Source organism: Janthinobacterium sp. GW821-FHT03A03 (assembly GCF_059421435.1).
Genome location: NZ_JBWKUZ010000002.1, coordinates 463,737 through 477,125, shown reverse-complemented (window position 1 = coordinate 477,125; position 13,389 = coordinate 463,737). Strand labels below are relative to the sequence as shown.

The window sequence follows — 13,389 nt, the reverse complement described above, 5'->3', positions numbered from 1 at the left end:
AGGGCCAGCTGATCCAGGTCAAGCCGGCCCGCAATTCTCAGCTCAGGGAACTGGCGCAGGGCAAGCATTGATCCAGATCATATTTTCTGGCGCTGTGGCCATGCTAGGATCACTGCCGGGCCGGCGATGCACGGCAAGAAGATGCTGTGCGCGCGGCATCCGGCCTGCGGAGGAAAGCATGTTGAACGATGCCGAAGTAAGGCGGAATGTGGAGCATGAACTGAGCTGTGTTGCCCGGCTAGGGCCACCTGCCATCGTGGTGTCCGTGCGTCATGGCGTCGTCACCTTGTCGGGGCTGGCGCCCGATTTCGTCGGCAAGATACAGGCCGGGCGATGCGCCGGGGAAGTGGCCGGGGTGGCTGGCGTGCTCAACAAGATCGAAGTGGTGCCCGGGGGACAGGAGCGCTCGGATGCGGACCTTGCGCGCGCGGCGCTGGCGATCGTCAAGGCGCAATTGCCCAGCTCCGCCGATGCCGTTACGGTGGCGGCGCAAGACGGCGTGCTGCGGCTGGAAGGGATGCTGGGCTGGAACTATCAGCGCAAGCGGGCCGAGGAGGCGGTGTATGGCTTGCGCGGGGTGCGCGGCGTCGAGAACCGCATTGCCCTGGCGCCGGCAGGCCCTGCCGGTGAAATGCGCTGGAAAAGGCGGCTGCCTCCCCATGCCCTTGGCGGCGTCCAGGCGCTCGGGCAGAACGGGGCCGCGCAGCCGGGGGCGTCGCCGCTGCTTGACCAGGGGCCGATGCCTGCGCCGCAAGGCGGGCACCGGTGGCCTGCCGCCGAGCAAGGCAGCGGGAAGCACGAGGTCGGGCGGCAGACCAGGCTATTGCACCGCCTGGCAAATCGCCTCGACAGCGCCGATGCGCGGGTGCGGCTCATCGTCACCGATATTTCGCGCATCCTGCTGGTGGGCGACCTGGCCTACAAGTTCAAGACGGCCCTGCAGCGCGACGTGCTCGATTACAGCACCCTGTCGGCACGGCGGTATGCGTGCGAGGAGGAACTGCGCCTGAATCGACGCCTGGCGCCCGAGTTGTACCTGGGCCTGGCGAGCATCACCGGCACGCGGGCATGTCCGTCCATCGATGGCGACGGGCCGGTACTCGAGTATGCCGTGCGCATGCGCCGCTTTGACCAGTCCGCCCTGTGGCAGGCGCGCTTGAATGCCGGCCTGCTTGGCGCGGATGAGGTCAGCGCCCTGGCGCTGTTGCTGGCGGATTTTCATGCCGGCGCCGCGCGGGCGGCACCCCAGTCGCCCTGGGGCAATGCCGCATTGATCGTCGCCCGCACCCACGAGGACGTGGCCGGCATCGGCGCCGTGCTCGACGACGCGCGCCAGCGTGCCATGCTCGACGAGATTGCGGCCTGGCTGACACGGCAGGAGCAAGCCCTGGCGCCGGTATTGACAAAGCGCAAGGCTGATGGCTGGGTGCGCGAATGCCATGGCGATTTGCATTGTGGCAACATCCTGACCGTGGCCGGACAGGTGCGCGTATTCGACGGCATTGAATTCAACGCCGCATTGCGCTGGATCGACGTGGCGCAGGACCTGGCCTTTGCCTGGATGGACCTGCAATGCCAGGGGCGGCGCGGCCTGGCCGCCCGCTTGCTGAACGATTATCTGGAGCGTTGCGGCGATTATGGCAGCCTGGCGCTGCTGCCTTATTACCGGGTACAGCGGGCGCTGGTGCGTTGCAAGGTGTTCCTGCTGCGCTCCCTGGGAGGCAGCCGCGGACGCTCTTCGGCATTGCTGCATGCGCAGCGCTATCTGGCCTTCGCCCATGCGTGCATCGCCCCCGCCGCGCCGGCGCTGCTGATCGCCTTCGGACTGGCCGGCAGCGGCAAGTCATGGCTGTGCAACGCGCTGGTCGAGCCGCTGGAGGCGGTGCGGCTGCGCTCGGATGTCGAGCGCAAGCGCCTGTTTTGCGCCCCTGCCGCCAGCGGCGCCGCTGCCTTGCCAGCGCAGGGAATGTATGACCGGGCCGCCAATGGCGCGACGTACCGGCGCCTGGCGCGGCTCGCCCGGCAAGGGCTGGCGGCCGGTTTCGTGATGGTGGTCGATGCCACCTTCCTGGAGCGCCGCCGGCGCCTGGCCTTTCGCGCGCTGGCGCGCCGCAGCCAGGTGCCGTTCCTGCTGCTGCACGTCGATGCGCCGCTGCCCGTGCTTGCGGCGCGCCTGGCTGCGCGGGCGCGCGCCGGCACCGACCCTTCCGATGCGGACATGGCCGTTCTCGCTGGCCAGATGGAGCGCTGCGCCGGGCAAGGCTTGCGTCCCGGCGAAACGGCTGACGTCATTGAGATCGCCAATGGCGCCGATTTCGGCGCCGAGGCGCTGGCGTTGCTGGTGGAACAGGTGCGCCAGGCCTTGCAGCGGTGCGCCACAGCATGCGAGCCGCATCGAAACACGACGTGACCTGCCTCCTCTGGAGCCGTGCTGCTTGCTGCGGCGCTGATGGATGCGGCCATCAATATTGGCATTGTGAAAACTACATGCCGTCAATCTTGCTGCCAAGCGATAGTCATGTCACGGGCACCTTCGCAGGGAAGCGGATCGACTGCCGCCGAGGCAGTTGTTCGCCTTTGCCGTGCCGGGCATGGCGGCGCTGGCGCTCTGCTGCCTGGTACCCTTGCTGGCGCTGGCATGGTGCGAGCTGCTCAAGCGCTATGCGCCGCCTGCCGACGGCGCGGCCGCATGATGACGCGGCGCCGCTGCCAGGCCAGCGCCGCGACGCCCATGCCGAAGAGCGCGATGGTTGCGGGCTCCTCCACCTGCAGTATCAGCACGGGAATCTCGTCCAGCGCGACGGGAATGCGGTTGCCGGCCGCATCGCCCAGCAGGATATCGTCGGCGAACAGAAAGGTATTGGCCGGCACCGGGCCGCCGGGCATCCGCGCCTGGAACGCCAGCGTGGCGAGGCGGAAGCCATCGCCTTGCAGCTGGCCCAGCGTCAGTGCGTCGAGCAGCGACACCTCGTCCAGATGCAGCAGGCCGGGCGTGCCGTGGCCGGCGAACGCCAGCGCCTGGGCGCCGCCGGCCGTCTGGCCCAGCGCCGTGCCCCAGCCCGATGGCGCGCCGGGCAGATAGAACAGCAGGTCGGGGTCGTAGTACAGGTCCAAATGGAAAGCGCCCAGTTCCGTGCTCAGTCCTGCGGATTGCAGGCCGGCAATGTTCAGGTCCACCAGCACCGTGCCGCCCGGGGCGATCTGGTAGCCGCCGCGCGGCACCAGGGTCATCTGCAGCGCCTGCGCCAGCGGCGAACAGCCCAGGCAGGCGAGCCAGAGCAGTGCCGCAAGAAATAGCTTATTCATGATCACCTCTCCCGCAATATGAGCAAGCCGGCCGCACACGGCCGGCGTGAAAGATTGGCGTACCGGCATCGGCTTACTTGCCGCACAGCGCACGGGTGCAACTGGCGACCAGCTTGCGCACGTCGAGCACGGTGATGCGTCCATCATGGTCGAGGTCGCGTGGGTCGTTCGACGCCGATGCCACGGTGTTCAGTCCCAGCAGCAGGATGTTCAGGTCGTCGCGATCGACGGCGCCGTCGTTGTTCAGGTCGCCAGAAGCGGCATCGACAGTGGTGTAGGTGATGCTCAGCTGCGAAAAATCCAGCATGGTGTCGTCGGCCAGCAGCACGTCCAGATGTTGTGCGTTCTTCAGCATGGGCAACAGGTTGACCACCTGGTCCGGCTGGCCGGTCACCGCATCGGCGGTGAAATTGCGCAGCGGCGTCTTGGCCAGGTTCCACGTGACGTCATAGCTAGCGCCTGACTGCGGGGGAAAGCCCAGCAAATCATGCAGCGCAATCACCCGGCTGGCCTGTCCTTGCTCAGGAACATTGCTTTCGTTAAATAAAATGACGTCGTTATCGGGGATATCGCCCGTCATCCTGACGTGCAGCTTGACGGTCGCCGAGGTGATCAGCGCACCGTCCGGTAGCGTGGCGTCGTGGCTCAGGCCGACCGACTGCTTCGCCGCGGGCTGGTCCAGGTTGATGGCGGGTGCCGCCACGAGATGGTCCTGCATGTCGAGCACGTGCTGCGACCTGGGCGCGGTGTCGGCCGGATCGCCGCCGTGGAAGTTGTCCACGTCGCCGATCAGGCTGGTCAAGACCGGCGCCAGCTTCACCAGCACGCGCTGTGGCGACGCCATAATGTTGTAGCTATCGAAAAATACCCAGTGATAGCTACCGTTATCGGTGGCGCGGATCTCGATCAGGTTCGCGCCAGGCTGCAGCCCCGGCGTCAGATCCATGACGACCGCTTCAGGCTGGCCATCGGGCATGTGCTCGGCCAGCTCGTAGCTGCCGATCGTGACGCCATTGACGGTGAGCGTCATCTGGTCGTCGGCCGCCACCAGCGCGACAATCTGCGGCAGCAGACCCGGTTCCAGGTTGAGCTGGTAGCGGAAGTAGGCGCTGGTCGGCGGGCTGCCTGGTGCGGGCAGCCCGGGGCCGGGCCAGTACCACATCAGGTTGGCATGCACGCCCTCCGGGTTGATATGGGGATTGGGCATGGTGACCGGGTTCGGGTAGGGGCCGTAGGCGGGAATCCAGCCGTCGACGCCGTTGGGACTCGCTTGCCAGCCGCTGCCGTCGGTACGGCCCGCGCCGCTTAACAGGTCGCTGCGCTGGCTGGCCGCCATGGCCGCTGGCGCCAGCAGCAAGCCGGCGCAGGCGGCCATGGCGAAGCTGCGCCGGCACCAGCGGGCGGCGCTTGCCGCGATGTTTGTAGGGAAAGCAGTCATGATGTCGTCTCCTCGGGTACTGCGGCCAGGGACATGGCTGGCACGCGGGCAGGCCATGCTTGCGGCAGAGACGAGAGCAAGAACAGGGCCAGCGGTGCAAGCTACTGATTCATATGTAAAATTTTTTTGAAGAGTGAGATTTGCGGGCTCGACTGTCAAATTCTTCGACAGGCGCCGGGGGGGCGGGCTGCGCATCGGCAGGCAGGGGCGCTGAACTTTCCTGGCGCCGTCCGGGCCGCATCCCGGTGCCGCTACGGTATCTGCGTTGTAAAATTGCATCACGGCAGACAATCTCTCTAGCTCTGCGGCAATGTGTGCAAGTGGGCCTATTGCCGCTGAGCATACACTCCACGAATCTCAACTGATATAATACTTACAATCAGTTAACGCCACGAAATCTGCGCCCCGAGGCTTCCGCAACCGTCTGTGTACCGCAAGACTCGCCCATGAGCTCACTTTTCGACCACGAGATCATCAAACAGCTGCACAGCGGTGCCCGCTCGCGGGTTTACCGCGCCAGGGCCGCCGATGGCACCGCGCTGATCGTCAAGATGCCGAACCAGCCGTTTCCTTCCTTTCAGCAAGTGGCACAATTCAAGCGTGAATTTGCGATCGCGCGCCGCTGCCGCCATCCGGGCGTGGCGCACCCGCTTGCGCTGCAGCTGCACGCGGGGCGCTGGACGATGCTCCTGGAAGATGCCGGCGGCCAGGCGCTCGACCAGCTTGTGCGCGCGCAGGCGGCGGCGCGCTCGTCGCCATCGCAGCCCGCGCTGGCGCTGGACGATTTTTTCGACATCGCCCTGCAACTGTGCGCGGCGCTGGACGAGGTACACCGGCAGGGCGTGATCCACAAGGATATCAATCCATCGAACCTGGCGTGGAATGGCGAGCGGCGCCGGCTGCAGCTGATCGATTTCGGCATCGCCTGCGAACTGCCATTTGAAAGCCATGGCATCGTCAATCTCCATGTTCTGGAAGGCACGCTGCGCTATATGGCGCCGGAGCAGACGGGGCGCATGAACCGGCGCGTCGACTACCGCGCCGATTTCTATGCGCTCGGCGCCACCTTGTACGAATTGCTGGTCGGCCAGGCGCCATTCGAGGCAGGCGATGAGATGGAGCTCGTGCATTGTCACATCGCGCGCAGTCCGGACTGGTCGCACCCGGCGCTCACGGGCTTGCCTGGCCAGCTGCTGCCCATCCTTCAGCGGCTGCTGGAAAAGAATGCCGATCAACGCTACCAGAGCTTGCAAGGCTTGCGCAGCGACCTTGAGGCATGCCGTGCGGCAAAGCCGGCGCAGCCACTCACCTTGTCCGGCCACAACGGCCGCTTCCTGATTCCACAAACGCTGCACGGGCGCGAGGACGCCATCGCCGTGCTGCTGGCCGCGTTTGAACGCAGTGCCGCAGGCCGCTGCGAGCTGCTGCTGGTGGCCGGCCATTCCGGCATCGGCAAGTCGGCGGTGGTGAACGAAGTGCAAAAACCGATCGTTGCCCGGCGCGGCTGCTTCTTGTCTGGCAAGTTTGACCAGCTCCAGCGCGACGTGCCCTATGCCTCGCTGGTCCAGGCATTCCAGGGGCTGGTGCGCCAGTTGCTGGGCCAGCCAGAAGAAACGCTGCGGCAGTGGTCCGGAAAACTGCATGCCGCCCTGGGCAGCGGCCTGGGCGTGATCGTCGAACTGATACCCGAGCTGGCGCTGATCGTCGGTCCCACCGACGCCGTGCCCGATCCGGCGCCGGAACAGGCCCAGCTGCGCCTGGACCGCCTGTTTCCCCGCTTCGTCGAAGTGTTCGCCGCCGCCGGGCATCCGCTGGTGCTGTTCCTCGACGACCTGCAATGGGCCGACATGGCCACGCTGCGGATGCTTGAGCGGCTCATGGTTTCCTGCGACACGTGCTGCATGCTGTGCATCGGCGCGTACCGCGACAACGAAGTGGACGCCGCGCATCCGCTCAGGGGCTTGCGCGACAAGCTGCTGGCGCGCGGCGCGCGCCTGTCCACGCTGTTGCTGGCCGCACTGACCGAGCCGCAGATTGCGCAAATGGTGGCGGCCACCGTGCGCGTGGCAGTCCCCGACTGCGCGCCGCTGAGCCGCATCTGCTACCGGAAGACGGCCGGCAATCCCTTCTTCCTCAATCAGTTCCTCGCGGCGCTCAATGATGCCGGCCACCTGCGCTACCAGGCCGACGGCGATTGCTGGGAGTGGGACTTGCCGGCGATCGAACAGGCCAGATACACTGACAACGTGGTCGAGGTGCTGCTCGAGAAAATCCGCCGCCTGCCCGGCGTCACGCAGCATCTGCTGCAACTGGCGGCATCGAGCGGCAACCGCTTCACGCTCGATACGCTCGCCCTGGCCGTGGACCGGGCACCCTGGCGCACGCAGCAGGAACTGTGGCCGGCGCTCAAGGCAGGGCTGATCCAGCCGCTCGACGAACGCTATAAATATGTCAATGGCGGCACCGGGCGTGGCGAGAGCGGCGTCAGTTACCGATTCCTGCACGACCGGGTCCAGCAGGCGGCCTACCTGGTCGCCGATGACGGCGCGCGCGCGGCCAACCATCTGCTCATCGGCCGCCTGCTGCTGCGGCATACGACGCAGCAGTGCCTCGATGGCGCGCTGTTTGAAATCGTCGAGCAGCTCAACGCCGGCCGCGCGCTGATGCGCGATGCGGGCGAACGCGCGCGGCTGGCCGCGCTCAATCTGCAGGCCGGCGGCAAGGCGCGCCGCGCCGCCGCGTTCCAGGCTACCTTGGAGCACATGCGCACCGGCCTGGAGCTGCTGCCGGCGCAGGCCTGGCGCGGCCATGCGGACCTCTGGCTCGACCTGCAGCTGGGCGCGGCCGAAGCGGCCTATCTGTGCGGCCAGTTCGACGCCGCCGAGGCCATCTATCCGCTGCTGCGCGCCCGCGCCTTGAGTCCGCTGCAGCAGCTGCGCTGCATCGCCATCCAGGCGCACCAGTACCAATTGCAGGGGCGCCTGCTCGAAGCCATCGCCGTGCAGCGCGACGGCCTGGCGCAGCTGGATATCGACATTCCCCACGACGTGGCGCACATGAAGGCGCGCTTCGCCGATATTCTCGCCGACATCGGGCGGCTGCCCGGCGCGCACGCCCCCGACGCCTTGCTGGCGGCCGGGGAAATGAACGATCCGGGCGCCGTGGCCGCGATGCAGATGATGCAGGGCCTGTGGATGGCCAGCTATTACGCGGGCCAGCAGGATCTCAGCGCGCTGATGGTGGTGTCGATGACGCGCCTGTCCATGCAGCAGGGGAATAGCGACTTCAGCGCTGTCGCCTATGTCGGCTACGCGCTGATGCTGGCGCTGTACGGCGGCGACGTCGCGCGCGGCTACGACTTCGGCGCCATGGCGATGGCGCTGGCCAGGCGCCGCGCCAACCTGCAGACGCGCACCCTCACGGCGCTGATGTTCGGCGCACTCAGCAACCACTGGACGCGGCCGCTACGCAGCTCCGACGCCCTGTACGAGGAAGCGTTCGGCTGGGCGCTGGAAATCGCCGATTTCGTCCAGGTCGGCGTGGTGGCGGCCGTGCGCGCGACGGAGCGCATCATCCTCGGCGATTACCTGCCGCACCTGATGCACGACATCGGGCAAGACCTGGCGCTGATGCGCGCCAACGGCCAGCAGGCGATGGCCGACTGCTGCGTGGCGGCCGCGATCCAGCCGATCAAGTGCCTGATGGGCCTGCTTCCCCGTCACGACAGCTACGACGATGCGACGTTCAGCGAAGCGCGCTTTCTTGAGCAATATGGCCATTCGCAGCTGTACCGCGCCTATTTCTTGCAAGGCAAGATACGCAACGCCTACCTGTTCGACGGCGCCGACGCCGAGATGCTGGCTGGCCAGCTGGGCATGGTCACGCAGATCATGCGCGGCCAGGCCAAGGTTGCCGAGTCCAGCTTCTACGCCGCGCTGATCCTGCTGCGCGCCTTGCGGCGCGATCCCGCGCGTCCGGACGCCGCGGACGTGCTGGCCGTGATCGGCACGCTGCAAGCCAGTCTGGCCGGCTGGGCCAGGCAAGGCTCGGACAATAGCGCCGCCAAGCATCTGCTGGTGACGGCCGAGATGGCGCGCTACCGGCAGGACCTGCCGCTGGCCACGCGCCTGTACCAGCAGGCCGTCGACGCCGCCGGCCTGGCCGGCTACGTCAACGTGCAGGCGCTGGGCAATGAGCTGTGCGGCGAATGCTGGTCGGACCAGGGGCAAGCGCGCGTGGCCGCCGTGTTCCTGCGGGACGCCATCGCCCATTACGGCCAGTGGGGCGCGGAAGGCAAGGTGGCGCAGCTGCGGGCGCGCCATGCTGCGCTGCTGCCCGCAGGGGCGGGACGCGCCCTGCAGCCGCATTTTGCCTCCCTCACGCACGGCAGTTCCGCGCTCGACCTGGTGTCGCTGCTGAAAGCGGCCCAGATCCTGTCGAACGAAGTCGGCCTGCGCAACGTGTTGACGCGCCTTATCTCCATCGTGTGCGAAAACGCCGGCGGGCAGGTGGCGCGCCTGCTGCTGCTGTCCGATGGCGCCTACCAGCTGGAGGCCGACATCGATGGCGACGCCGTCACCGTGCTGCAGGCGCGCCGGCTCGACCTCGACGCCGCCAGCGACCCGCAGTTTCCGCTGTCGCTGCTGCGCTACGTCATCCGCACGGGCGCCGCGGTCATCGAGGACAGCATCGCCGACGTGTCGCGCTTTGCCGGCGACCCCTACGTGCGCTTGCAGCGGCCGCGTGCCGTCATGTGCCTGCCGATCCGGCATGGCGGCCAGATCGACGGCGTCCTGTACTTCGAAAACCGGCTTGCCGACGCCTCGTTCACGGAGGAGCGCGTGGCCTTCCTGCGCATGCTGGGCGCGCAGGCGATGATCTCGATCTCCAGCGCCAGGCTGCATGACAGCCTGGAACGGCGCGTTGCGGAGCGTACCGAGCAGCTGGAAGACGCCAACCGCAAGCTGGCCACGCTGTCCATCACCGACGGCTTGACGGGCCTGGCAAACCGCCGTCATTTCGACGACGTGCTGCGCGCCGAATGCGCGCGCGCCACCCGCGTCGGCCAGCCGCTTGCCGTCATCATGCTCGACGTCGATTACTTCAAGCGGTACAACGACCATTACGGCCACCAGCCCGGCGACGCGTGCCTGATCCGCGTCGCGCACGCCCTGCTGGCCAGCATGCGCCGCGCAGGCGACCTGACGGCGCGCTACGGCGGCGAAGAGTTTTCGATCGTGCTGCCAAATACGGGCGCGGACGAGGCGCGCCTGATAGGCGAAGCGCTGCGGCGCGCCATCGCAGACCTGGGCATCGCCCACGCGGGGGCGGATGCGGGACAGGTGACGATCAGCGTCGGCGTCGCGATCCAGCCGGTGCCGGGCGCCGCCGATCCGGATGCGCTGATGCGCCTGGCCGATGCCGCGCTGTACAGCGCCAAGGATGCGGGGCGCAATTGCGTCGTGCTGCGGGCGCTTGCCATGCCATGAAGAAACTGCGCCGCATCGTCGACAAGGAGGCGGCACCGATGCCGCTTTCGTTTGGATATTGCTTTTATTTAATTTGTTTCCATTGTCGCATACATGCCGCATCGTCTGTGCTGCCGGCATTTCAAGACGGAAAATGGCCATTCCGGGCTGCCGCCGCCAGATATTTGCTGTCTTATATAAGATTCCTCGGCATCTGATACACAAACAGCGGCAGGACAGTCTAAAATACGTGGTGGGCAAGCACGGCGTCACCGCCGGCACACTAGCCGTCCAAAGCAAGGCTAACCGTCCTGTGTTTGGAATGAAGAAAGTTAACCACCAGGCATCACCGCATACAAGGGAATGAACATGGCAACACAAAAATCCAAAATCATCTACACGCTGACTGACGAGGCGCCGCTGCTGGCGACGTATTCCCTGTTGCCGATTATTAAAAAATTCACCGCGCCGGCCGGCGTGGACGTGGTTTCCAGCGATATTTCGGTGGCGTCGCGTGTACTGGCCGAATTCCCCGAATTCCTGACGGACGAGCAAAAAGTCCCGAACACCCTGGCTGAACTGGGCAAGCTGACCCAGAATCCGGACACCAACATCATCAAATTGCCGAACATCAGTGCTTCCCAGGGCCAGCTGATCACCTGCGTGCGCGAACTGCAAGCCCGCGGCTACAAGCTGCCGGACTACCCGGAAGAGGCGAAGACGGAAGAAGAAAAAGCCCTGAAGGCCCGCTACGGCAAGTGCATCGGCAGCTCGGTCAATCCGGTTCTGCGCGAAGGCAACTCCGACCGCCGCGCACCGAAGGCTGTCAAAGAGTACGCCCGCAAGCACCCGCATTCGATGGGCGAGTGGAGCCAGGCGTCGCAGACCCACGTGTCGCACATGCACCATGGCGACTTCTACCATGGCGAAAAGTCGCTGACCCTGGAAAAGGCGCGCGACGTCAAGATGGAACTGGTCACCGCCTCGGGCAAGACCATCGTGCTGAAACCGAAGGTTTCCCTGCAAGCGGGCGAAATCATCGACAGCATGTTCATGAGCAAGAAAGCGCTGCTGGAATTCTACGAGAAGGAAATCGACGACGCCTTCAAGACGGGCGTGATGTTCTCGCTGCACGTCAAGGCCACCATGATGAAAGTGTCGCACCCGATCGTTTTCGGTCACTGCGTGCGCATTTTCTACAAGGACGCGTTCGCCAAGCACGCCGAACTGTTCGACAAGCTGGGCGTCAATGTCAACAACGGCATGAGCAACCTGTACGACAAGATCGAGACCCTGCCAGCGTCGCAAAAGGATGAAATCCTCAAGGACCTGCACGCCTGCCACGCGAACCGTCCGGAACTGGCCATGGTCGACTCGGCCAAGGGCATCACCAACTTCCATTCGCCGAACGACATCATCGTCGACGCGTCGATGCCCGCCATGATCCGCATCGGCGGCAAGATGTGGGGCGCCGACGGCCGTCCGAAGGATGTCAAGGCAGTCATGCCGGAATCGACTTTCGCGCGCATCTACCAGGAAATGATCGGCTTTTGCAAATGGCATGGCAACTTCGATCCGAAGACCATGGGCACCGTGCCGAACGTGGGCCTGATGGCGCAGCAGGCGGAAGAATACGGTTCGCACGACAAGACGTTTGAAGTGCCGGAAGGCGGCACCGCCAACATCACCGACCTGGAAACGGGCGAAGTGCTGCTGACGCAGACGGTGGAAGAGGGCGATATCTGGCGCATGTGCCAGGTCAAGGACGCGCCGATCCGCGACTGGGTCAAGCTGGCCGTCACGCGCGCGCGCAACTCGGGCATGCCTGCCGTGTTCTGGCTCGATTCCTACCGTCCGCACGAGAACGAAGTGATCAAGAAGGTACAGGTTTACCTGAAGGAACACGACACCAAGGGCCTGGACATCCAGATCATGTCGCAGACGCGCGCCATGCGCTACACGCTGGAACGCGCCTTCCGCGGCCTGGACACCATTTCCGTGACCGGCAACATCCTGCGCGACTACCTGACCGACCTGTTCCCGATCCTGGAACTGGGCACGTCCGCCAAGATGCTGTCCATCGTGCCATTGATGGCCGGCGGCGGCATGTACGAAACGGGCGCCGGCGGTTCGGCGCCGAAACATGTCAAGCAGCTGGTGGAAGAAAACCACCTGCGCTGGGATTCGCTGGGCGAATTCCTGGCCCTGGCCGTGTCGCTGGAAGACATGGGCATCAAGACGGGCAATGCGAAGGCCAAAATCCTCGCCAAAACCCTGGACGAAGCCACCGGCAAGTTGCTGGACAACAACAAGTCGCCATCGCCACGCACCGGTGAACTCGACAACCGCGGCAGCCATTTCTACCTGGCCCTGTACTGGGCGCAAGCCCTGGCCGCGCAGAAGGATGACGCGGAACTGGCGGCACACTTCGCGCCGCTGGCGCAAACCCTGGCCGCCAATGAAGAGAAGATCGTTGCCGAGCTGAAAGAAGTGCAAGGCAAGGAAATGGATATCGGCGGCTACTACCTGCCCGATCCGGTGAAAACGGACGCCGTCATGCGTCCGAGCGCCACGCTGAACGCGGCCCTGGCCAGCATCTGATGCAATCTTGACAGGCGGTAAGTTCTTTACTGCCTGACAAAAAACGCCGCGGGGAGCGATCCCGGCGGCGTTTTTTTATGGCCGTTCAGCCTTATTTGTAATGCTTGTAGACCGTGGTGCTGCCATTGTTATTGACGAGGAAGACGTCGTACGGATCCTTGCGCGGACCTTCCATGCCTGGCGAGCCCATCGGCATGGCCGGCACGGCCAGGCCCTTGGCCTTCGGTTTTTCGCGCAGCAGCTGCTTGATCTCGCTGGCGGGCACATGGCCCTCGATGGCGTAGCCGTTGACGAGGCCCGTGTGGCATGAACCGAGCTGGTCGGGAATGCCGGACAGCTTGCGGTATTGCGCCGGCATCTCGACATTTTTCGCGCGCACCGTGAAGCCGTTCGCTTCCAGGTGCTTGATCCAGTCGGCACAGCAGCCGCACGAGGCGCTCTTGTAGACTTCAATGACGGGCAAGGCCGCCATGGCGAACGTGGGCAGGCCCAGCATGCCGGCGAAGGCGCCGCGCAATAAGAAATGTTTGATCATGGTGTTGTTTTCAAATAAATAAGATAATCGTGGCCACCCGC

General features: G+C 65.3%; 7 protein-coding genes. 4 read left to right on the top strand and 3 right to left on the bottom strand.

Features of this window, described 5'->3' with window-relative positions:
- The first annotated feature begins 178 nt into the window (after positions 1-178).
- Both AC07VI_RS08785 and AC07VI_RS08780 read left to right on the top strand, forming a co-directional pair.
- Positions 179-2,410, top strand: coding sequence for an AAA family ATPase (locus AC07VI_RS08785; protein ID WP_172404811.1), 2,232 nt, complete (start codon positions 179-181; stop codon positions 2,408-2,410).
- A 157-nt stretch (positions 2,411-2,567) separates the two neighbouring features.
- A complete protein-coding gene (locus AC07VI_RS08780; protein WP_492994428.1) occupies positions 2,568-2,693 on the top strand; it encodes a hypothetical protein in 126 nt (41 codons plus the stop codon).
- On the opposite strand, the gene AC07VI_RS08775 is transcribed toward AC07VI_RS08780, so the two are convergent.
- Positions 2,653-3,306: a PEP-CTERM sorting domain-containing protein gene (locus AC07VI_RS08775; RefSeq protein ID WP_492994427.1), complete on the bottom strand. Its 654-nt coding sequence runs from the start codon at positions 3,304-3,306 to the stop codon at positions 2,653-2,655. The two genes, AC07VI_RS08780 and AC07VI_RS08775, sit on opposite strands and share 41 nt — an antisense overlap.
- A 73-nt stretch (positions 3,307-3,379) precedes the next feature.
- Positions 3,380-4,744 (bottom strand): hypothetical protein, encoded by a 1,365-nt coding sequence (locus AC07VI_RS08770; RefSeq protein WP_492994425.1) that lies wholly within the window; start codon positions 4,742-4,744, stop codon positions 3,380-3,382.
- Between the two features lie 446 nt (positions 4,745-5,190).
- Here AC07VI_RS08770 and AC07VI_RS08765 point away from each other — a divergent pair, with 446 nt between their 5' ends.
- Together AC07VI_RS08765 and AC07VI_RS08760 are read left to right on the top strand one after the other, a co-directional pair.
- The gene (locus AC07VI_RS08765) at positions 5,191-10,233 is read left to right on the top strand and encodes a diguanylate cyclase domain-containing protein (protein ID WP_492994423.1); all 5,043 of its coding nucleotides are present in this window, start codon (positions 5,191-5,193) and stop codon (positions 10,231-10,233) included.
- Positions 10,234-10,581: 348 nt separating this feature from the next.
- Positions 10,582-12,813 (top strand): NADP-dependent isocitrate dehydrogenase, encoded by a 2,232-nt coding sequence (locus AC07VI_RS08760; RefSeq protein ID WP_086146974.1) that lies wholly within the window; start codon positions 10,582-10,584, stop codon positions 12,811-12,813.
- Positions 12,814-12,904: 91 nt separating this feature from the next.
- Here the strand turns inward: AC07VI_RS08760 and AC07VI_RS08755 are convergent, their stop codons facing one another.
- Entirely contained in the window at positions 12,905-13,348 is a 444-nt protein-coding gene (locus tag AC07VI_RS08755; protein WP_086146942.1) for a DUF411 domain-containing protein, read from the bottom strand.
- Positions 13,349-13,389 lie beyond the last annotated feature (41 nt).

Excerpts from the sequence above, each read along its gene's own strand:
- AC07VI_RS08785 (WP_172404811.1), top strand. The coding sequence starts at position 179 with ATGTTGAACGATGCCGAAGTAAGGCGGAATGTGGAGCATGAACTGAGC.
- AC07VI_RS08775 (WP_492994427.1), bottom strand. The coding sequence starts at position 3,306 with ATGAATAAGCTATTTCTTGCGGCACTGCTCTGGCTCGCCTGCCTGGGC.
- AC07VI_RS08770 (WP_492994425.1), bottom strand. The coding sequence starts at position 4,744 with ATGACTGCTTTCCCTACAAACATCGCGGCAAGCGCCGCCCGCTGGTGC.
- AC07VI_RS08765 (WP_492994423.1), top strand. The coding sequence starts at position 5,191 with ATGAGCTCACTTTTCGACCACGAGATCATCAAACAGCTGCACAGCGGT.
- AC07VI_RS08760 (WP_086146974.1), top strand. The coding sequence starts at position 10,582 with ATGGCAACACAAAAATCCAAAATCATCTACACGCTGACTGACGAGGCG.
- AC07VI_RS08755 (WP_086146942.1), bottom strand. The coding sequence starts at position 13,348 with ATGATCAAACATTTCTTATTGCGCGGCGCCTTCGCCGGCATGCTGGGC.